This window comes from Halomonas sp. AOP7-B1-5 (assembly GCF_052353045.1).
GTDB classification, from domain to species: Bacteria; Pseudomonadota; Gammaproteobacteria; order Pseudomonadales; family Halomonadaceae; genus Vreelandella; species Vreelandella colorata.
This window is the reverse complement of sequence record NZ_JBQTDC010000051.1, coordinates 1-20,212: the sequence shown is the minus strand read 5'-3', so window position 1 is coordinate 20,212 and position 20,212 is coordinate 1. Positions and strand designations below refer to the sequence as shown.

17 protein-coding genes are annotated in these 20,212 nt (G+C 56.1%); 10 read left to right on the top strand and 7 right to left on the bottom strand.

Annotated features, from left to right (window positions below; all coding sequences use genetic code 11):
• Window positions 1-46: 46 nt before the first annotated feature.
• A complete protein-coding gene (nikR, locus tag ACT3XD_RS17735; protein WP_192539531.1) occupies window positions 47-448 on the bottom strand; it encodes a nickel-responsive transcriptional regulator NikR in 402 nt (133 codons plus the stop codon).
• A gap of 101 nt (window positions 449-549) precedes the next feature.
• Here nikR and ACT3XD_RS17730 point away from each other — a divergent pair, with 101 nt between their 5' ends.
• The 5 genes from ACT3XD_RS17730 to ACT3XD_RS17710 are packed head-to-tail and all read left to right on the top strand — an operon-like array spanning window position 550 to window position 5,374.
• On the top strand, window positions 550-2,139 hold the full coding sequence (locus ACT3XD_RS17730; RefSeq protein ID WP_192539532.1) for an ABC transporter substrate-binding protein: 1,590 nt from the start codon (window positions 550-552) through the stop codon (window positions 2,137-2,139).
• On the top strand, window positions 2,130-3,110 hold the full coding sequence (locus ACT3XD_RS17725) for an ABC transporter permease (RefSeq protein ID WP_192539533.1): 981 nt from the start codon (window positions 2,130-2,132) through the stop codon (window positions 3,108-3,110). The genes ACT3XD_RS17730 and ACT3XD_RS17725 overlap by 10 nt, the downstream gene beginning before the upstream one ends.
• Window positions 3,107-3,913: an ABC transporter permease gene (locus tag ACT3XD_RS17720; protein WP_192539534.1), complete on the top strand. Its 807-nt coding sequence runs from the start codon at window positions 3,107-3,109 to the stop codon at window positions 3,911-3,913. The genes ACT3XD_RS17725 and ACT3XD_RS17720 overlap by 4 nt, the downstream gene beginning before the upstream one ends.
• Before the next feature lie 32 nt (window positions 3,914-3,945).
• Window positions 3,946-4,767 (top strand): ATP-binding cassette domain-containing protein, encoded by an 822-nt coding sequence (locus ACT3XD_RS17715; protein WP_192539535.1) that lies wholly within the window; start codon window positions 3,946-3,948, stop codon window positions 4,765-4,767.
• Entirely contained in the window at window positions 4,760-5,374 is a 615-nt protein-coding gene (locus ACT3XD_RS17710) for an ATP-binding cassette domain-containing protein (RefSeq protein ID WP_192539536.1), read from the top strand. Before ACT3XD_RS17715 ends, ACT3XD_RS17710 begins: the two co-directional genes overlap by 8 nt.
• Window positions 5,375-5,391: 17 nt before the next feature.
• Here ACT3XD_RS17710 and ACT3XD_RS17705 read toward each other — a convergent pair whose 3' ends face one another.
• From ACT3XD_RS17705 to ACT3XD_RS17690, 4 genes are all read right to left on the bottom strand, one after another.
• The gene (locus ACT3XD_RS17705; RefSeq protein WP_192539537.1) at window positions 5,392-6,579 is read right to left on the bottom strand and encodes an MFS transporter; all 1,188 of its coding nucleotides are present in this window, start codon (window positions 6,577-6,579) and stop codon (window positions 5,392-5,394) included.
• 36 nt (window positions 6,580-6,615) lie between these two features.
• Window positions 6,616-7,251 (bottom strand): C40 family peptidase, encoded by a 636-nt coding sequence (locus ACT3XD_RS17700; protein WP_225736314.1) that lies wholly within the window; start codon window positions 7,249-7,251, stop codon window positions 6,616-6,618.
• 85 nt (window positions 7,252-7,336) lie between these two features.
• A complete protein-coding gene (locus ACT3XD_RS17695) occupies window positions 7,337-9,802 on the bottom strand; it encodes a DUF1266 domain-containing protein (protein ID WP_192539538.1) in 2,466 nt (821 codons plus the stop codon).
• Window positions 9,803-9,994: 192 nt separating this feature from the next.
• Window positions 9,995-10,237, bottom strand: a complete 243-nt coding sequence (locus ACT3XD_RS17690; protein ID WP_018916625.1) for a GlsB/YeaQ/YmgE family stress response membrane protein — start codon at window positions 10,235-10,237, stop codon at window positions 9,995-9,997.
• 144 nt (window positions 10,238-10,381) lie between these two features.
• On the opposite strand from ACT3XD_RS17690, the gene ACT3XD_RS17685 reads away from it, so the two are divergent.
• The 4 genes from ACT3XD_RS17685 (at window position 10,382) to ACT3XD_RS17670 (ending at window position 15,803) form a co-directional block, all read left to right on the top strand.
• Window positions 10,382-11,251, top strand: a complete 870-nt coding sequence (locus tag ACT3XD_RS17685) for a D-hexose-6-phosphate mutarotase (protein ID WP_192539539.1) — start codon at window positions 10,382-10,384, stop codon at window positions 11,249-11,251.
• Window positions 11,252-11,333: 82 nt separating this feature from the next.
• Complete coding sequence (locus ACT3XD_RS17680) at window positions 11,334-12,722, top strand: YcjX family protein (RefSeq protein ID WP_192539540.1); 1,389 nt, start codon at window positions 11,334-11,336, stop codon at window positions 12,720-12,722.
• The gene (locus ACT3XD_RS17675) at window positions 12,719-13,762 is read left to right on the top strand and encodes a YcjF family protein (protein ID WP_192539541.1); all 1,044 of its coding nucleotides are present in this window, start codon (window positions 12,719-12,721) and stop codon (window positions 13,760-13,762) included. The genes ACT3XD_RS17680 and ACT3XD_RS17675 overlap by 4 nt, the downstream gene beginning before the upstream one ends.
• A gap of 397 nt (window positions 13,763-14,159) precedes the next feature.
• Window positions 14,160-15,803, top strand: coding sequence for an L-lactate MFS transporter (locus ACT3XD_RS17670; protein ID WP_192539542.1), 1,644 nt, complete (start codon window positions 14,160-14,162; stop codon window positions 15,801-15,803).
• A 111-nt stretch (window positions 15,804-15,914) separates the two neighbouring features.
• On the opposite strand, the gene ACT3XD_RS17665 is transcribed toward ACT3XD_RS17670, so the two are convergent.
• Both ACT3XD_RS17665 and ACT3XD_RS17660 read right to left on the bottom strand, forming a co-directional pair.
• Window positions 15,915-16,991, bottom strand: coding sequence for a substrate-binding domain-containing protein (locus ACT3XD_RS17665; protein ID WP_192539543.1), 1,077 nt, complete (start codon window positions 16,989-16,991; stop codon window positions 15,915-15,917).
• A 214-nt stretch (window positions 16,992-17,205) separates the two neighbouring features.
• The gene (locus ACT3XD_RS17660; protein WP_192539544.1) at window positions 17,206-18,003 is read right to left on the bottom strand and encodes an HAD family hydrolase; all 798 of its coding nucleotides are present in this window, start codon (window positions 18,001-18,003) and stop codon (window positions 17,206-17,208) included.
• A gap of 160 nt (window positions 18,004-18,163) precedes the next feature.
• Here ACT3XD_RS17660 and ACT3XD_RS17655 point away from each other — a divergent pair, with 160 nt between their 5' ends.
• On the top strand, window positions 18,164-20,104 hold the full coding sequence (locus ACT3XD_RS17655; protein WP_192539545.1) for an exoribonuclease II: 1,941 nt from the start codon (window positions 18,164-18,166) through the stop codon (window positions 20,102-20,104).
• The last annotated feature ends 108 nt before the right edge of the window (window positions 20,105-20,212 follow it).

Here is a 20,212-nt window from a genome sequence, read left to right as displayed (position 1 = left end):
GCCTGCAGGCCGCCTTTTTTATGAATGTTTATTATGCAGTGAGTCTTCAAGTCTCAGGAATCAGCACCAGTTGGCCATGGCGCACGCTGCGCGATGAAGTGACTTCATCTGCAAACTGCTTGAGCTCACGCCCCTGCCCTTTTAATAAAGCGACTTCCAGACAGCTATCGTGATCAATATGCACATGCAGTGTCGAAAGCGTAAGGTCGTGATGATCGTGAGAGTGACGCGTTAAGCGCTTTGAAAGATCCCGCGCCGCATGGTCATAAACGTACACAAGCGCCCCCATGCAGAGCGCCTCAGGCACGGCCTCCTCTTTCACCTGCTTAAGACCGCTACGCGTTAAATCGCGAATGGCTTCCGAGCGGTTCTGATAGCCACGCGCGTGCATTAACGCATCGACCTCTTCTAGCAACTCTTCATCCAGCGTTATCGTGACGCGTTGCATATATCTTCTCCCTGATCGTGGCTTTCAGCTATCCGCTTTTGACGAGCCAAGTATGATGTTATTGTAAAAACATCATACTCTTTTCCAAGCGGGCTCTCGCAATGCGTAAATCAACCTATAGCGCTATTTTACTCGGCGCGCTGCTCAGCAGCCTGATGATGAGCACGGCCAGTGCCAAAGAGCAGCTGGTGCTTGCCATCGGCGGCGAACCTGAGCAGGGGTTTGATCCGCTATTAGGCTGGGGACAATACGGCAATCCGCTTTTTCAATCGACTCTGCTCACGCGCGGCACAAATCTTTCTTTGCAGCCAGAGCTTGCAACCGCATGGTCACTCTCAGCCGACCGCCTTACGTGGACCATTACGCTGCGTGACAATGTGCGCTTTTCAGATGGTACCTCTCTCACCGCCGAAGACGTTGCATTTACCTTCAATAAAGCGGCTCAAGCGGGGGGGCGAGCGGACCTGAGCGCGTTACAAACCGCCGCGGCGATTGATGATCACACCGTAACACTGACCCTGCACAAGCCGCGCATTACGTTTATCGATCAGCTCCTTACTTTAGGCATTGTGCCCCATGCTGAGCGCGAAAACGGCTATACGGATAACTATGGTCGGCATCCGGTTGGCTCAGGCCCTTACCAATTAGTGGAGTGGCAAGAAGGCGAGCAGCTTATTGTCGAACGTAACCCCTACTTTTACGGGCAGCCCCCCACGTTTGCGCAGCTGGTTTTTCTATTTACCGGTGAAGATACCACGCTAAGCGCCGCTCATGCGGGCGGCGTCGATATCGCTGCGCTACCGCCCGCCCTGGCGGCTAATCTGCCTTCGCATATGCAGCCCGTTGTTATGCAAAGCGTCGATAACCGGGGCATTATGTTTCCCATGCAGCCTGCCAATGGTGACCGCACGCCCTCCGGCGCCCTCATTGGCAATAACGTGACCGCTGATCTTGCCATTCGTCAGGCAGTGAACCTGGCGCTTGATCGTCAAACCCTGGTTGATATAGCGCTACATGGTTACGGCCGCCCGGCATTCGGCCCGGCGGATGGTCTGCCTTGGAGCCACACTGATGAACACATCGATGCCCCAGACCTTGATCAGGCCGCCGACATTCTGGAGGCCGCTGGCTGGCAACGCCGTGACGACGGCCTGCGCTATAAAGATGACCAGCCAGCCCGCTTCCATCTGACCTATCCATCGAGTGATAGTACCCGGCAGCTACTGGCAGAAGTGAGCGCTGAAATGGTACGCCCCCTGGGTATCCAAATGCAGCCCACGGGGCGCTCCTGGGACGAGATTCAGCGCCAAGCCCTGCATCAGGATGCCGTAGTCATGGGGTTTGGCAGCCAAAGTCCCCAGGAGGTTTATTACCTTTATCATAGCCAGCACGCGGGCAACGGCTTTTATAACAGCGGCTATTACGCAAACGCCACGGTCGACAGCCACCTGGAAGCCGCCCAAACCGCTGCCAGCGCTGAACAGGCCAATCAGCACTGGCAGGCTGCCCAATGGGATGGCAAAACCGGCTACGGCTTCCGTGGCGATGTTAGCTGGGCCTGGATGGTCAATCTTTCTCACGTTTATGCCGCCGACAAGTGCCTGGATGTAGGCGAATTAGGCGTGGCCCCTCACGGTCATGGGTGGCCCGTGACGGCGAACCTGCTTGACTGGCGCTGGACGTGCGATTAGGCCTCGTCATCGCACGGCGCCTGCTACGCCTGGGGCTCGTATTGCTCTGCGTGGCGGCGGTGTCCTTTAGCCTTATGATGGCCTCCCCGGTAGACCCGGTAGATGCCTACCTTGGTCCGCAAATGGCCCAGGTAAGCCCCGAGCAGCGTGAACTTATCGCTCAACGCTGGGGGTTTAACGACTCGGCCCCGCTACAGTTTGGCCGCTGGCTGCAGCAGTTAGCCAGCGGCAATCTGGGGTTTAGCCATGTATATAACCAGCCAGTAGGTGACGTCATTAGCCAACGCTTTAAGCGCTCAATTGCATTACTGGGCAGCGCCTGGCTACTGTCCATCCTGCTGGGCTTCACGCTGGGGGTTATTGCCGGGGCCAAAGAGCGCTCACCGCTTGATAAAGTGATTAGCACCTACGCCTATATCACCGCCTCAACGCCTACCTTCTGGCTCGCCATTCTCAGCGTTATGCTTTTCTCTGTGTATTTGGGCTGGACACCGGTTTGCTGCGCAGGGCCGACAGGAGTGCTAAGCAATGAGCTAGACCTTCTCACGCGAGCCCACCATCTGGTTCTGCCGATTGTTACGCTGACGCTGCTGGGCACGGCCTCTATCACCCTACATACCCGAACTCGCATGCTCGCGCTGATGCGCTCAGAGATTGCCACCCACGCCTTTGCCCAAGGCGCCAGCCGGCTGGACATTGCCTGGCGACACGGCGTACGCCATGCAAGCCTGCCAGCAATGACATTGGCCCTGGCATCACTGGGTGAGCTATTCGGTGGCTCAATTTTAATCGAGCAGGTGTTTGCCTACCCAGGCCTCGGCCGAGCCACGGTCGAGGCAGGTCTTCGTAGCGATGTGCCGCTGTTATTAGGCATTGCACTATTTACCGCGGTATTTGTTTGCACGGGCAATATGCTGGCGGACAGCCTTTACCATCTGATTGATCCACGCATGCGCCGGAGACACGCATGAGGACTACCCAGCCGCGCCTGCAGAGTATCGCGTACGCGAGTATCGCGACGCTCGCTTTGTTAGCGCTGCTATCAAGCCACTGGTGGGCCGGGGGGCTGGCGGGGCAAATGCAGTTTGATGCGCGCTTACTCCCCCCAAGTACTGCGCACTGGCTGGGAACCGATGCGCTAGGGCGTGAGCTTTGGGCACGCACGCTTGCCGGACTTGGCTTGAGTTTTTGGGTGGGCTGCCTGGCGGCTCTATTGGGAACGGCCATTGCGCTAAGCCTTGCCATACTGGCAATGCTCTCCCCCCGACTGGATGCCCTGGTGCAGTTATTAATCGATACACTGCTTAGCGTGCCGCATCTTATCTTATTGCTGCTAATCGCTTTTGCTCTTGGCGGCGGCCTGCATGCGGTTATTATCGCGGTGGCGACCACCCACTGGCCCAGCCTGGCGCGGGTGTTGCGCGCCGAGCTACTGCAGCTGCGCCACGCGCCCTACATCGGTATTTCACGCGCGCTGGGCAAATCCCAGGGATTTATCGTGCTGCATCATTTCCTACCCCATGCGCTGCCGCATTGCCTGGTTGGCGCGCTGCTGCTGTTTCCGCATGCGATTCTGCACGAGGCCGCGCTAACATTTCTGGGCGTTGGGTTAAGCCCTAGCCAACCGGCTATTGGTATTTTGCTGGCAGATGCCATGCGCTATCTAAGCGGCGGCTACTGGTGGCTGGGTGTTTTCCCTGGGCTGGGGTTACTGCTGATGGTGCTCAGCATTGAGCGCACGGCAACACTTCTACGTCGCGCGCTCTCACCATAGAGCCGGGGATCTTTTCACCAGTGGAGCTTTATATGCTACGTATTGAGCAGTTAACCCTTGAGCTTCCCTACTCTCCACGCTGGTGGCAGCGCCGCTTTGCAACGCATCTGGATCAACTTTCGTTTAGCGCCGCGGCGGGCAGTCTACACGCGGTAGTCGGCGCATCCGGGGCGGGCAAAAGCCTGCTCGCGCATACCATCATGGGGCTATTACCTGCGGATGCCCGCCTAAGCGGCCAGTGCTTTTATCAGGAGACGCTGTTGGATGCCAAACGCCAGCGGCACTTGCGTGGCCGTCATATGGCGTTAATTCCTCAGTCCTTAAACGCGCTCGACCCGTTGGTACGCACCCAACGCCAGGTAAGCTGGGCGGCAAACCGTTCAGGCCTCACTCATAAAGCTGCCTGGCAGGCTGCCGGACAAGCACTCAACCACTACCAGCTTAATGACCGCGCAGGCCGCGCCTACCCCCATGAACTGTCAGGCGGTATGGCCCGGCGAGTGCTCGCGGCTATGGCCCATGTCGGTCAAGCGTCTCTTATTATCGCCGACGAGCCCACTGTTGGCCTGGACCCCGTTCAACGCGACCGGGTGCTCAGCGCGCTACGTTCACTGGCACATCAAGGCAAGGCGGTGATCTTAATTACCCACGATTTACGTCATGCGCTACCGATTGCCGACCACGTGACTATCATGCATCAGGGCCGCAGTGTTGAGACAGCCCCCGCCAGCGCCTTTACCGGCCTGGGCGAAACCCTTAAAAGCGCTTACGCCCAGGCGCTTTGGCAGGCCCTGCCGGACAATGCCTTTAGCGCTCCACAAATAATGCACAACAAGGAGGGGAACATTGCTTGAAGCCTGCCAAGTAAGCTTTACTTTCAAGGCACAGCCGCCGCTTTTGAAGAGCATTTCAATGGGTGTAAACGCTGGCGAATGGGTGGGACTTAGCGGCGATTCAGGCGCGGGCAAATCCACGTTCGGTCAGCTGCTTGCGGGCTATTATTTACCCTACAGTGGGCGCGTTTTAGTGGATGGTGAAAAGCTGCCGTCCCGGGGTATAAAGCCGGTGCAATGGCTACCTCAATCACCGGAACTTGCGGTTAATCCGCGCTGGCGAGTAGGCCGGGTGCTGAACGAGGCGTGGACGCCGCCTGAAGCGCTGTGCCGTGCGTTTGGCATTAAGCCCGACTGGTTAAAACGCCTGCCTGGGTCGCTTTCTGGCGGCGAGCTGCAACGTATCTGCGTGCTAAGGGCTTTAGCACCCGGGGTACGTTATTTAATCGCCGATGAAATCTCAACAATGCTTGACCCGATTACCCAGGTAGCGCTCTGGCAGGCGCTAAAGGCCGAGGCGCAAACGCGAAGGCTTGGCGTTTTAGTCATCAGCCATGACACGGCCTTGATCAAGCGGCTTTGCAGTCGCCACTATCATCTCAAGAGCAGTCAATTAGAGGCCTGCTGAGATCTTTAAGACCGGCATCAACGTCTGCAACGGCGCTCGAAGCGGCGCATACCTAGCGTAATCATCAGGGTGACGCTTAACAGAATCCACGACCCCCAGGCGATGCCCGTCCAACCGGCGCCCTGCCAAAAAGGCTCCAGCCAAAAGCCACCCAGGCTTGCACCCACGTAGTAAAACACCAAGTACAGAGCCGAAGCGCTGCCTCGCGCCCCCTGGGCATAACGGCCCACCCAGCTGGATGCAAGAGAGTGAGCCAGAAAAAACCCAAATGCGTTTATAGTGAGGCCCAGAATAATCAGCACCAGCGAATCATTCAGAGTGACGGCGGTACCTAGCATTAAAATCACCACGCCGGCCATCATGCAGCTAGCGGGGGAATAACGCTGAGCTAAACGCCCGGAGATGGTCGACGCAAACGTACCGCCCAGGTAAGTTAAGAAGATCAGCCCCAGTCCGCTGGCAGCCAACTGGTACGGCTCGACCGCCAGGCGAAAGGTAATATAGCTATATTGATTGATAAAAATCAGAAAGTTAATGCCGCCCAGGCAGTAGGCGGCGATTAGCACCGGGGTGCGCAGATGCCCAGCTATATCGGTAAAGGCACGGCGCAGTTGAAACCGCTTGGGACTAAACGTACGGCTATTGGGCAGCAGGCGCCAGAAAATGGCGCAGCCCACCAGGGTCATCACCCCTACCGCAATAAACGCAGCGGAAGACCCGCCCACTTCTGCGGCTGCACCGCCGACAATCCGCCCGCTAATGCCGCCTAACGTATTGGCGCCAATATACAGCCCCACTGCGCTGAGCAGCGCGGGTTTCTCAAAGGCATCGCCCATCCAGGCAATCGCAACGGCAGGTAGCCCTCCCAGGACAAATCCCTGAATCAGACGCAGCACAAGCAGGCTTTCAAAGTTTGGCGCAAATGCCAGCAGTAGCGAACAGCCACCGGCCAGCAGTAGCGTAATCCGCATAATGCCTTCACGGCCTATCGCATCGGAAAGCGGCCCAAACACTAACAGGGCAAACGCCAACGACAAGGTAGCGACCGACATCAACAGGCTAACGCCTAGCGTCGATACTTCGTAGGCGGTTTTAAGCTCAGGCAATAACGGCTGGGGAACATACAGGTTAATAAAAACAAGAAATGACCCTAAACACAGGGCCATTGTTGCTCGCCACCAAGCCGGTGTTTTATCTGCAATCATGCCATCCCTAAGCGTAAGCAGCGCAGCCCACTACCCTCACGGCGTAAAATTACTGCCCAAATAAGCCAGGTTGGTTGGCTCCAATGCCCGCCGTGACTGCCAGTAATAGCGCTGCCAATAACTGTTATCCAAGCTGGAGATGATCACCCCTTGCGATGTAGAGGCATGTAGAAAATAACCATCTCCTACATAAATCCCCACATGGTTGTAGCGTCCCGGGGGTTGGAAGAAGACCAGATCGCCCGCCTGCAGCTCTTGGCGGTCGATCGGGCGTCCCTCATTTACCTGATCGTAAGTCGAACGGGGTAGTTCTAAATCAAACGTATCGCGAAAAACATTGCGCACCAACGCCGAACAGTCGATCCCTCGCGCTGAAGTTCCACCGATGCGGTAAGGCGTCCCGGCCCATCGCTGGTGTTGCTCCATTAGCGCTTGGCGTACAAGCGTTGGTGGAGGTGTCTGAAAACTACGTAACTGTGCAACGGAATTATTGATGGGTGACATTTGCGGGGTAGAACCTTTTGTCATCCCTGGCAGCGTCATCGCGAAGTAATCTTCAGGGGGCTCGATCGATTGACGCGAGGAGCCTGCACAACCCGAAAGAAAGGCAACGACAACACAAACACTTACAACACGGACAGCGGTCACAGCGGGGTGTGGCAACGCAACCATGCGATTAACCTCGTACTATTATGGAAAGGGTATAAGTAATAACACGCGATAGACTATAAGCTAGGTCGTACATGCTTGGCGAGCCTCAATGTAGTGTTCTCTGATCACCCGGTAAGGTGTCGATGTGAAGTGGCGCAAAATGACGCGGCTTATTGCCCGGAAAATCGAGGCTGGCCCAGGGTCCAGCCAGAATCGGTGCCCCACAAACCCAGGCCACCATTGCTTGACGAAATCCCGCTAAAAAGCTCTCGCGTTCCGGCGTTTCGCCCATAAAAAATGAAAACCCAGCATACATACCCGCGGCATACTCTTGCCAGCCAGCATAGTGGTCAGCGGCTAACTGATACGCGCGGTCCAATACCTCAGCAAATGCCTGACTTTCCAACCAACCAAGCTGCCGGGCAGCAATGGCCAGATCGACCAGCTGAGCAATATCCCACGCGGCCATGTCGACATCATTACAGTGATCTTCATTTCCCTGCACGCGGCGTAAGCGCAGTAGGTGATGACGCTCTTCCTCAGCGCAGTCACCCGATTCTAAAATGGCAATTTCAGCTTTTAGGCGCTCCGGGTTCAGCGTGTAAGGCGCGTAGTTGATCTGGTACTCCTGACGGTCGCCAGCATCGAGCATCAACGTTAAGAACTCCTGCATATCGGCGGCGCTGGTCAGGTGATAGTGGCTCTCTACCCATTCGCGAATATCGTCACACTCGCGCGGACTTTCAAGCTGGGGCTCGCACCAGACGGCGCTATTAAGCGGCCCAACCAGCGACATGGCGGTAAAGTGCGTCAAGGTAGGCCGCCCACCAGGCTCACACCAGGCATCGTGCTGCCAGTCAAGCCAGTAAAACAGGCTGCCCGGGTCATCCAGATGCCAGGCGATTTCATTGATCAACGAGTCGTGCTCAGGCTCGGGCAGGCAACTTTCCCAGGCAAACCAAGCTTCCAGCAGCCGCTTGGGATTGGGGTAAAAGCGGCACAGGCAGCTGCGCAGCGCGCTGGCATAAGCAAACAGCGGCTCGCGCTCAAACAGATCGCTATCCAAAGCCATATGCAGGTAAAAGGCGAATTTTTCCGCCATATGGATGGTCGCCGCATGGCGGCTAACGCCTTTTACGGCATTACGCTGTTTCAGCTCATCCGGCGTGGGCTGGCCAAACAGCGTTTGCGAAGGTGGCCATACGCCATGCACCGCATCGGCTGCTAACTGATTAAGGTGGTGGGCCTGGGCAGGCAGCCAATAGCGAGCCAATACCTGCGGTCCTTCATCGGCATGCAAGCCAAGCGATTCCTGTAGATAAAGTGCAGCGTCAGCGCGGCGCTGCTCATCGATAGGGGCGCCTGGATTTAGCTGGCGCAGCATGACATCAGGTTCGCGTACCCCGGCAAGCGCCAACAGCCAGTGATGGGGCGTATTGCGCCACTGTTTAATGCGCTGCTGAGAGGCTTGGCGAGTCGAGTCGTTAAGCAGCGTCGTGGGTGGCCGCTTCCACGGGCTATGCGGGGCGTTGATCAACAGCACGTGGTGCGCATTGGGCGTCATATTGCGTCGATCAACGCCTTCAAAGAGGCTTTGCCCGCGCATATAGGCTTTTAGTATGGCGTGCCAGTCATGGTAACGATGGCTGATAAGGTCTGCCGCATGGCACGCTAGGTCATCCGCTTCTGCCTGGGTGAGCCAGCCGCAGCAGGCGCCCGCCCAGGCAATTTCCACCAGCCGCAGCCAATCCCACGCGGCCCATTCGAGCGGCTCGCCCTGGCTTACAAATGCATTGAGTACGCCAGCGTAAGGGGAGTCTTCGATTTCATCGTGCTGCCAGGCAAGACGCTGGGCATTATCCATCGCCAGCAGTTCACGGGCCTCAATGTCCCAGCGCTGACGTTCACCCTGCGCGCTTAGCCACAGCGCCACTTCCAACAGCTGTTCTCGGTCATTGATCTGCCAAATGCGCTCAAGCCACTGGCTGGCATCCGGCCAGTCGGTCTGGCTTGCCGGATAGCTGATCACCGGGCGAAACAGCGCGCCTAAGCGCCATACCTGGGCTTCAGGGGCTGTAGGCCATACCGAGGCCGGTGCCGGCAGCTGTGCCAGCGCCTGCTCAAGCATTTCCCAGGTGATACCTTCACCTTCGTTTTCAAGGGCAGAAAGCGCCTGACAGGCATCGATAAAACGATCGTCGGCGCCTATTTCCCACCCTTTGGCTCCCAACACGCGGCGCAGCTCTGAAAGCCAGGCGCGTAAATCGCTGTAATCAGAGGTAATGCGGCGTATGACATGGTGCGCCCACGTTCGTGCCTGATCGGCCTCAAGCCAGCCTGCTGCTCCGGCGAGCGCCGACCATTCCAGAGCACCCAGCAAGCGGTCGGCTTGCCCTGTCGAGGCGCCTAACGCATGAAAGAGCTGTTCCGCCAGCTCATTACGGCTGGTAATACCCAGTTGCAGCAAGCGCTGCTCTGCCGCTTGCGTATCCACCGAAAGCGGATGCGGGGTAAATGCCCAATCACAGAGCACCAGCTGTTGGGCCCACCAGGCGTTTAACGCGTCGACCAAGAGACACCTCGAAAGCAAAAATCTACCAGCAATGCGCTAGAACAAAGCGCCTTAGTGTAACGGAAACTGGTGCCAAGACCGATAGCTAAACCTATCTATTGTCGTAAAACCTATTGGTCTAAAACTTAGTGGCTTAAAACGACGCTGCCCGGCACAGGGCCGGGCAGCAATAACCATGTAAGCTAGTCGATGCTAAGCTTTTCTAACCTTACTAATAACCCAGAGCAGCACCACCGCCCCTACCGTCGCGGTGACCAGTGAGCCAATAAAACCGCCCGCCTGCAGACCTAACAAACTAAACATAAAGCCGCCGAGCACAGCACCGACAATACCTACGCCAATGTTTCCTAAAATGCCGAAACCGCCGCCGCGCATGATGTTGCCAGCGATCCAGCCAGCTAAACCACCAATGATTAACCAAGCAATAAAGCCCATAGTGCCTCCTTGATATCCACTTACCAGGGTTTTACGTACGTGTTTTACCTACAAGTCTTGCTTGTCCTACCATAGCACACAGCGCGACAATTCTGCCTACTTTGATGCAAACCCTTTTGATACAAACCCTTTTAAGGAACGCCGATGACCCCTGATTCCCTCGTTAACCTCATTGCCCATGTAGAAGGCCAGCAAACGGCTAACTGGGAAGGGCGTGATGTCGCGCTTTTCAATATGCCCTGGGGTGAACTGGCGATCAGCCTGCAAGGCGCTCAGGTGCTGCATTTTCGCCCCGCCAATGATACCGGCTGGCTGTGGATAACCCCAATACCGCAGCCCTTGCCAGACGTGATACGTGGCGGCATCCCACTATGCTGGCCCTGGTTTGCCGACGAACGTTATGCTGATGAAAGCCCTGATCGCAATGGCCCGTTCCATGGCCTGGCGCGTCAGGCGGCTTGGCGGCTGGACGCCGTCGATGAGCACGCTGAAGGCATTGAAGTTCACCTTTCCCCAGCGCAATCCTTACATAGCCAGCTCACCGCGCGCGTGGTCATTCAGGCTAATGCGCAGCGCCTAAACGTTGAGCTTATCAGTGAAAACATCGGCGATGCGCCGGTAAAAACCAGCGGCGCGCTGCATACCTATTTAGCTGTCAATGACATTCACGCCTGTCGACTGGAAGGACTTGCAGGGGCACGCTACTTGGATAAACTGCGTGACTTTGCCGAATCCGAACAGCAAGGTACGCTTGCCATCCACGGCGCCATCGACCGGATTTATCACAGTAATGAAGCGGTGATGCTTAATGATGGCGTACGCAGCCTGCGCGTTGCCAAACAGTCAAGCGACTCAACGGTCGTGTGGCACCCTAATACCGAACTTCCCAGCGACACCCCAGCCGATGCAGCACGCCATTTTGTGTGCATTGAATCAGCCAATACGCGCCTTGATCCGGTATGGCTGGTGCCTGGCGCGCAGCACCTGCTGGGGACCACGCTTAGCCGCGGTTAATGAACGGTTCATTAACCTTTCGCTATGCTGTTCACTAGGCAAGCCGCTTTACGGCTTAAAAATCAGATAAAGGGAATGCCAGATGCGCCAGCCGTTAAGCCGCGAACTGAGTAATCTACTGGAGCGAGGCCGGGATCGTCAGCTGCGCTTAGCAGTAACGGGGCTATCGCAAGCGGGCAAAACGGCGTTTTTAACGTCGCTGGTGAACCAGCTGCGCCACGCAGGCGTGGAAGCGCAACTGGATCTTTTGCCCGCGGCACGTGAAGGCCGCTTGCTAGGCGCGCAGCGGCTCAACCAACCGGACTTGGGCATTCCACGTTTTCCCTATGACCCCGGTATGGCAGCGCTGCGCGATACGCCGCCACGCTGGCCGGAGCCTACGCGCGGCATCAGCGAATTGCGCCTGCAGCTGCGCTACCGCCCGGCCCAAACCGGCTGGTTTGCACCGGACATCGCCCACTTGACGTTGGATCTGTTCGACTACCCAGGCGAGTGGCTGCTCGATTTACCGCTGCTTCAGCACGATTTTTATAGCTGGTGCCACGCCCAGCCTCTGCTGGAAGGTGAACAACGGCGCGCCCTGTTTAGCGAATGGCTAGACGCTGTTAAATCGCTGGACCCAGCGTCTGAAGCCGACGAAGCGCAGCTTGCCCACTTGGCTGAAGCTTACGCCCAGGGGCTGCGCCGTGCCAAGCAGGCGGGCTTTTCAGACCTTCAGCCAGGGCGATTTTTACTCCCTGGTGAGCTTGATGGAGCACCGGTACTGCAGTTTTTTCCGCTGCCTCATCTTGATTCTTCCAAAGAGATGCTCGACAGCCTGCCTGACAGCAGCCTTTATGCCACGCTGGCGGCACGTTTTCGCTACTACCAGCAGCAAGTGGTACGGCCTTTCTACCGCGACCACTTTCGTCGCTTTGACCGCCAGATTGTCCTGGTCGATGTGCTTGGCGCGCTCAATGCCGGGCCCGAGCGGTTTGAGGATCTATCCCGTGCGCTGCGCCAACTGATGCAAAGTTTTGATTACGGCAAACGCAGCCTACTGTCGCGGCTGTTCGCGCCTAAGATTGATCGTTTGGCGATTGCGGCCACGAAAGCAGACCACGTCACCCCGGAACAGCATGGCAACGTGGTTCAGCTACTCGAAGCGCTGTTGGCCGAGCCGCTTAAAGACCTGCGCTTTGCCAACGTGCCGGTAAAAGCGCTATCGATTGCTGCCATCCGCGCCACCGAGGCGCGCGAGGTACTGCACGATGGTAAGCGCTCCGCCGCCTTGCGCGGCACAACGCTTGAAGGCGAAGAGGCGCTGGTTTACCCCGGCGACGTGCCGAACCGCTTACCCAATGCCGATTTCTGGAAACATCAGGGATTCGACTTTCCCAGCTTTCGCCCCATGCCCGCCACCTCGGATGCGTTAACCCACATTCGTATGGATGCCGCCATTGATTGGCTGATTGGAGATAAACTCGTATGACCGACCCTCAGCCACGGCGCAACTTCCGCCTCAATGATACGCCTGACGACGTTGTCGAACAGGAACCCAGCCTGCGCCAACACCAGCGTTTTGAAGCAACCGACACCCACCAGCCGCTAATCACCGCAGCCGAGGAGCAGGCCCTACCGGAGACTAGCCTGGGAGCGCCGCGCAAGCGACGCTGGGGGTTGATGTTTGCCTTGGCGGGTGGTGCAACGCTTGGCACTATCGAGTTAGTCACCGGCATTCCCGAGGCGCTTTCCCAATCCCAGTGGATGGCCATGGCGTGGCAGCTGTTTGGTGTAAGCCTGATTGGTATTGGCGGCATCTCAGTACTCAAAGAACTCGGTCGGCTCAGCCGTTTAAAGCGCCACGACCGGCTGCGCAGCGACCTGGCTGAACTGCCCCAAGGCTCGCCCCGCCAAGCCAGAAAAATGGCTGAGCAGCTGCGTCAACAGCTCAAACTTTCAGACGACGACCCGCACTGGCAGGCCTTTCAACGCGCCTGCCAGCCGCACCATGACGGTGAAGAAATTCAAATGCTGCTGCGCCATCATTTGTTAGCGCCACGCGACCGTGAAGCCCAGCGCCTGGTTACCCGAATGTCAGGAGAAACCGCGATCATGGTGGCGATTAGCCCGCTGACGCTGGTTGACATGGCGCTGGTGGCTTGGCGCAGCCTGGTCATGGTAGATAGGCTATGCCGCCTCTACGGGCTCGAGCTTGGCTATGCCAGCCGCCTGCGTCTTTTCCGCAACGTGCTGCGCAATATGGCCTTTGCTGGCGCCAGTGAGCTTGCCACTGATGCCAGTATGGATATGCTTTCGCTACATTTAGCCAGCCGGCTTTCTGCTCGGGCGGGCCAGGGGCTTGCCACCGGATTACTAAGTGCACGTCTGGGTTTACGCGCCCAGCGGCTGTGTCGCCCGGTGGCGTTTACGCCTGAAGAGCAGCCTAAACTAGCCGATTTACGTCAGGACTTGTGGCGACAAATCAAACGCCTGGACAAAGAACCCGCCTCCAATACTCGCGAGGCTTAAAACCCTTTGATTAGATAGCCATCACTCTCTGCTCCAAAACCGAATGCTCAATCAGCCTTATCGGCACTAGCGGTGACTATAATAACCCCTCGGCTGATGGTAGAACCTGCCATCGCTGGGGCAATATCCAATCGCCAGCTAGCTCGTCAATCAACTGACTCTTGAATAAAAAAACCATCTTGATACTTCAATGGAAACACGTTGCGCCCACAAAGCGCTGACGCTCTCACGCTTTAAATAAGAAAAAAAATTCTTATTACTTTTGAATAGTTGCTACATCGAGCTCATTCTAGTTAACTATTTAGCTTAAAAATGACTTACACAAACGATCTTAATAAGCATATTTTTTCATAATCAATATTGCGCACGTCTACAACAACAAATAGAGAGTTTAACTATGAGCGAATCTATAGCGCTTGAACGACATGCAGGCTTCTTCGATCGAGAAAACACCATAGCCGGGCCAAACTTTAATCGCTGGCTGGTACCTACCGCCGCACTGGCGATTCATTTGTGTATTGGTATGGCGTATGGGTTTTCGGTGTTTTGGCTCCCCATGGCTACGCTTATCCCAGCCTCAGAGGTTGCCGCTAGTTGTGGCGACATCGGCTTATTACAGGCACTTACCAGCACGTCGTGTAACTGGGCAGTTAGTCACGTTACCTATACTTTCGGTATCTTTATCGCCATGTTAGGTATTTCAGCCGCTCTTTGGGGCGCATGGCTGGAGCATGCTGGCCCGCGTAAGGCGGGGGCTATTGCGGCGCTTTGCTGGGGTGGCGGCATGGTGCTTGGCGGCGTCGGCGTGATGACTCATCAACTATGGCTGCTGTATCTGGGCTGCGGCGTTCTAGGTGGGATAGGCCAGGGGCTTGGCTACATTACGCCGGTCTCAACGCTGATCAAGTGGTTCCCAGACCGCCGAGGCATGGCAACCGGCTTTGCTATCATGGGATATGGTGGTGGTGCCATGGTGGGCGCCCCATTAGCAGTATGGCTAATGGACCATTTCTCAGCGGGAGGCGGCACAGGTGTCGCTGAAACGCTGATTGTAATGGGTATGATCTACTTTATTGTTATGAGTGCTGGCGCGCTAGGCTTTCGCGTTCCGCCCAACGGTTGGAAACCACAGGGCTGGGAGCCCTCTAGCTCACAGAAAGCTAACGCGATGATCACACAGGGCCATGTACATCTCAACAAGGCCTGGAAAACCAAGCAATTTTGGTTAATTTGGAGCGTACTTTTTCTAAACGTAACGGCTGGCATTGCGGTTATTTCCATGGCTAGCCCAATGCTTCAGGATGTTTTTGGCGGCGCTCTCCTGGGATTGGAAGATACCGGTGCGGCAATGACGGCGGCCCAGCAAACAGCCATCGCCGCCGCCGCTGCGGGCTTGGTAGGGCTAATCAGCCTGTTTAACAGTGTAGGCCGACTATTCTGGGCGTCACTTTCAGATAAGCTCGGTCGTAAGAACACCTACTACATATTCTTTGTACTCGGCATCATTACCTACTGCCTGCTGCCGACCTGGGGCCACATGGGCTTAGCGGCAATGTTTGTAATTTCTATCTGCTTAATCTTGAGCATGTACGGCGGCGGATTCGCCACAGTGCCGGCCTACCTCGCGGATATCTTCGGCACTCAAATGGTAGGTGCCATCCATGGTCGATTACTGACCGCCTGGACAGCGGCCGGGTTAATTGGGCCGGTGGTTATTGCGCTGATCCGTGAAGCGCAATTAGCAGCCGGCATTGCACCGGCGCTGGTATATGATCGCACGCTTTATATTATGGCTGGCCTGCTGCTGCTGGGCCTCATTTGTAACAGCCTGATCAAACCCGTGGACTCATCTTTACAAATGACTGAAGCAGAGCTTGCCCATGAACGCGCGCTGCAGCACGATACTGGCGTCTCCAACAACGCCCAGACGGCAGCACGCGGTGCCTTTGGCATTACCGGCGTTTTGGCATGGCTGGCGGTGGGAGTGCCGTTTTTGATTGGCCTTTATATCGCACTGGCCAAGGCCGCTGCCTTGTTTTAAAACACAATCCATTTGAAACTGCCGCCCAGGATATTTGCCTTGGGCGGCTCACACTAACGATGGGCGCAGCCAAGGCGGATAACTTTGCCTTGGCTGCGCGATTGGTATGCTTCAACTATCTTCGGCGAGGAGTTCTTCAAAAGTAATAATTTGCCCAGTTTGGTCCGTCTCATAGCCGGGCAACCCCTCAATACGGCTAATAAATTCTGGCGAACGCATCAGCTCCAGCAGGTGAGAAAGCTTGCCCCGCTCAAGATCGTCCTCACGACAAAGCAATAAGTAATGCTCACAGGCCAACTCTTTAAAGTCGAGATCGAACTGATGAGCTGCAGTGGCTACGCCAAAGCCAATATCAGCCATTCCCGCTGCCACAAAGGCGGCAACAGCTGTATGAGTAAACTCCTGTTGTGGTGAGCGGTTAATACAGTCTTCAGGCAGCCCGGCTTCACGCAGCAGTAAATTAAACAGGATACGCGTCCCTGAGTGACGATCCCGACCGATAAAACGCAGTTTGGCATCGGCCAGTTCGTGCAGCGTACTGACCTTTACCGGCGAATCCTTACGCATCATCAGCCCTTCTCGCCGAATAACAAATCGAATAAGGCGAAAAGGACGACCATCCAAGTGATGCTGATAGTGATTTAAAATTTCTCGTGCGCGGTTGGGGCTGGTGGGAAAGTGAAAGCCTGCCAGATCGCACTCGCCTCGATTGAGAGCCGATAAGGCTTCTGCCGGGTTACGGTATTGCAAGTTGATTTCAACTTGATCCGAAAACTCTGGCAACAGTGCGACCGCATAACCGTGGCTAGCGTGTAGACGTAAAACCGGATGAACCCCCGTCAGCAACTGCTGAATCTGTTCGTTCAATTCAGATGCCATGCTGTCAATTTGCGGCCCTAGACGAGCTTTGACCCGATGGATTGCCCATAGCAACTTTTCACCTAGCGGTGATAATTGACTGCCGTGGCCTTTACGCATCACTACTAGCGGTAAACCAAAAAAATCAGCGGCTCGGTTAAGAAGATTCCAAGCATGCCGATAGGAAATATTGGCGTCCGCTGCAGCCATGGTTAACTTACCGGTATCCCGGATACTTTCCAGCAGACGGAAAAGCCGCGGTTCAAACAATTCACCATCATCGGTTCGAAAGACCCATTCAGGAGAGATAGTGAGCTTCTTTTTTTGCATAACAGTTCATATCCCGCAAAAGAAAATCGAGTGCTAGCGCTAACAATACTGTATTAAAATAAAAACAGATAAGCACTGTTATGCAGACGTTAAGAGCCGATCGACTCGCCGCAGAGTTCAGACGTCGTGACGGAAGCCAGAGAGAGCCCCTTCCATAATTCAGAATGTCCGCCCTACCACTAGCGCTACAAAGTTCGGGATGATAAACGCTGTTTTATAGTCCAAACCGCTCGCGCAGCAGCACGGCTACCGCTGCTTCACCATGATGACCAATCTGTCGCGCAACACTTAACCTGCCCGCCATCTCCGGATGCGAATTGATCATAAAATGCGGCTCGCCCACCAGGCTCAGCATCTCGACATCATTCAGGTTATCACCGAAGGCTAAGCAGTCTTCAGGCGCGATGGAAATCCGCTTGAGCAGTGCTGAAAGCGCCACGCCTTTGTTAACACCTCCGGCCATGATTTCCAGCGAATCACTTGTCGAGTAGGTGACATGCAGTGAGTCGTCGCAGCTCTCACGAATCAGCGTTTCGATCTTGATAAGTTCTTCAGGGGCTCCGCCGTAAAGTATCTTGCCAATGCCTTCGGTGGGCATTTGGTCAGGCGGGACGACCTGGTAAACAAAGCCAGTCGCGGCATGCATTTTCAGGTGGCTGGGCGATTCCGCATCAATATACCAGGCATCGTCCAGATAAAGGCTCAGGCGAACGCTGTCCGGGCGCGGTAATCGAATCAGTGCGGCAGCCTGCTGAGGAGCGACATGATGGGCATCCAGCAGCTGATCCTCAGGGTCATGAGTATAGGCACCGTTGCTGCTGATCAGGTGAATAGGCACATTGAGCTGATCTCTAAAAACACGCATATCGGCATAGTGCCTGCCTGACGCTAGCACCAGATGGTGGCCCTGGCCCACCAGCGTTCTCAATACGTCGATGGTATCTGCGTGTAAGCGATGGTCGCGTCCCAACAGCGTGCCATCCAGGTCAGAAACAATCAGCCGCGGTGTCATAGCATACTCCCTATCAATGAAACGCTAGCTTAACCGATCTCTCTCAGGCGCTGTAAAGCGCTGATCGTGAATAACCAATATCAACTTCCACGGCGGATAATTGGCGCAGCCTTCGGGAATCCGTATAGTGGCAAGCTACTCTTGCCAACTGATTGACCTCATGCTTCAGAATAATTCTATGCTTGCTCAGCTCAAGCAACAAATCCGTGATACCACCCCACGCGCCGAAGGGGTGATTAAAGCTACCGAGAAGGGCTTTGGCTTTCTCGAAACCGACAACGGTGAATCCTACTTCGTACCGCCCCCCGCGATGAAGCAGGTGATTCACGGTGACCGTGTGGAAGCGGTGATCCACGAAAACGGTGACAAAAAGTCGGTCGAGCCTGAAAAGCTGATTGAGGCGGGTCTTGACCGCTTTGTGGCTCGCGTGCAAAAGCGCGAAGACCGTTTGGCCGTGGTGCCCGACCACCCTTCTATCCGCAATGTGCTCAAGTCACGGATCAAGAACAGCCTGGACGAAGCCAGCATTGCCGATGGCGATTGGGTCGTTGCCCGCCTGGTCCGCCACCCGCTCAAAGAAAACGACCGCGGCTTTTTTGCCCAGATCGACGAATTGGTCGCCAAGGCAGATGATCCTGCCGTGCCGTGGCGTGTGACCCTTGCGCGTCACGCGCTGGAACAGGACTGTCCCGATGCTGGCACCGAATGGCCACTGCACGATGAAGGCCTGACTCGCGAAGACCTTACCCAACAGCCTTTCTTCACTATCGACGGTGAAAAAACCCGTGATATGGATGACGCGCTGCACATAAGTGCCCGCGCGGAAGGCGGCTGGCAGATGAGCGTCGCGATTGCCGACCCCACGGCCTATGTGGAAGAAGGCCATGCGGCGGACCTGGAAGCCCGCACCCGCGCGTTTACAGTTTACCTGCCGGGCCAGAACGTCACTATGCTGCCCGAGCAACTGGCCGACGACCTGTGCTCGCTCTGGGAAGACAAAGAGCGCCCGGCACTGGCCTGTACGCTGAATATCAATGCCGACGGCAGCCTGGGCGACTACCGCTTCTTCGCAGCCAATGTTAAGTCCCACGCCAAACTTGTGTATGACCGCGTTTCCGACTGGATTGAAGGTCAAGGCGACTGGACACCTGCCGACAACATTGCCGAGCAGCTGACCGCGCTACGCGACATGACCGAAGCGCGTACCGCATGGCGTAACGAGCACGCTCTGGTGTTCAAAGACCGCCCGGATTACGTATTCGAGCTGGATGCGGCAGGCAATGTCCTGGCCATTAATACCGAAGAGCGGCGCATTGCCAACCGCATGATCGAAGAGTCGATGATTGCGGCCAACGCCTGCTGTGCGGACTTCCTGGCAAGCCATATCGGTCACGGTATCTTTAACGTGCATCGTGCGTTTGAACCGGAAAAAGCCGAAGCGGCGCAAGAGTTCCTGGCCACTCAGGAAATCGCCGTTGATCGCGAAGCGCTGACCGAGCTTGCCCATTATAAAGAGCTCAAGCGCGCGCTTGAGAGCCGTGACGATGCCTGGCTGGATGCCCGTCTGCGCCGCTTCCAGGGCTTTACCAGCATGTCCGCTCAGCCGGGGCCGCACTTTGGCCTTGGGTTACCCGCCTACGCTACCTGGACCTCGCCGATTCGTAAGTACGGCGATATGGTCAACCACCGCTTGATCAAGCGTGTGCTAAAAAGCGAGCAGGCACCGGCGGAAGCGAGCCAACAGCTCACCGAGCAGCTCACCGAACGTCGCCGCTTGAACCGTATGGCCGAGCGTGATGTAAAAGACTGGCTCTACGTGCGCTTTTTGACCCCGGCCGCGCAGAACCAGGACACGTTTGATGCCGATATCATGGCGATCAACCGTGGCGGTATGCGCGTACGCCTGTTAGCGAATGGCGCCACCGCGTTCGTTCCAGCGCCCTTGATGCACAGCGATCGCGACAAGGTGGTCATCGACGATAAAGAAGGCCGCATTCAGATCGAAGGCGAAGAACGCTACAAGCTCGGCGATAGCCTGCGCGTCGCCTTGGTGGAAGCGCGCGAAGAGACCCGCTCTCTGGTAGCCAAGCCCGCCGAATAAGCTGGCAAGGCAGGCAAATAGAACGGCGGCGCCCTGGGGCGCCGCCGTTTTTTTTGATGGCTTTCTTATTTTTGATGGCTTTCTTATTTTTGATGGCTTTCTTATTTT

Bases quoted from the DNA above. Each gene is read 5' to 3' on its own strand.
- ACT3XD_RS17685 (WP_192539539.1), top strand. From the start codon at position 10,382: ATGACCCCTGATTCCCTCGTTAACCTCATTGCCCATGTAGAAGGCCAG.
- ACT3XD_RS17680 (WP_192539540.1), top strand. From the start codon at position 11,334: ATGCGCCAGCCGTTAAGCCGCGAACTGAGTAATCTACTGGAGCGAGGC.
- ACT3XD_RS17670 (WP_192539542.1), top strand. From the start codon at position 14,160: ATGAGCGAATCTATAGCGCTTGAACGACATGCAGGCTTCTTCGATCGA.
- ACT3XD_RS17720 (WP_192539534.1), top strand. From the start codon at position 3,107: ATGAGGACTACCCAGCCGCGCCTGCAGAGTATCGCGTACGCGAGTATC.
- ACT3XD_RS17730 (WP_192539532.1), top strand. From the start codon at position 550: ATGCGTAAATCAACCTATAGCGCTATTTTACTCGGCGCGCTGCTCAGC.
- ACT3XD_RS17660 (WP_192539544.1), bottom strand. From the start codon at position 18,003: ATGACACCGCGGCTGATTGTTTCTGACCTGGATGGCACGCTGTTGGGA.
- nikR (WP_192539531.1), bottom strand. From the start codon at position 448: ATGCAACGCGTCACGATAACGCTGGATGAAGAGTTGCTAGAAGAGGTC.
- ACT3XD_RS17715 (WP_192539535.1), top strand. From the start codon at position 3,946: ATGCTACGTATTGAGCAGTTAACCCTTGAGCTTCCCTACTCTCCACGC.
- ACT3XD_RS17655 (WP_192539545.1), top strand. From the start codon at position 18,164: ATGCTTCAGAATAATTCTATGCTTGCTCAGCTCAAGCAACAAATCCGT.
- ACT3XD_RS17690 (WP_018916625.1), bottom strand. From the start codon at position 10,237: ATGGGCTTTATTGCTTGGTTAATCATTGGTGGTTTAGCTGGCTGGATC.
- ACT3XD_RS17665 (WP_192539543.1), bottom strand. From the start codon at position 16,991: ATGCAAAAAAAGAAGCTCACTATCTCTCCTGAATGGGTCTTTCGAACC.
- ACT3XD_RS17700 (WP_225736314.1), bottom strand. From the start codon at position 7,251: ATGGTTGCGTTGCCACACCCCGCTGTGACCGCTGTCCGTGTTGTAAGT.
- ACT3XD_RS17675 (WP_192539541.1), top strand. From the start codon at position 12,719: ATGACCGACCCTCAGCCACGGCGCAACTTCCGCCTCAATGATACGCCT.
- ACT3XD_RS17705 (WP_192539537.1), bottom strand. From the start codon at position 6,579: ATGATTGCAGATAAAACACCGGCTTGGTGGCGAGCAACAATGGCCCTG.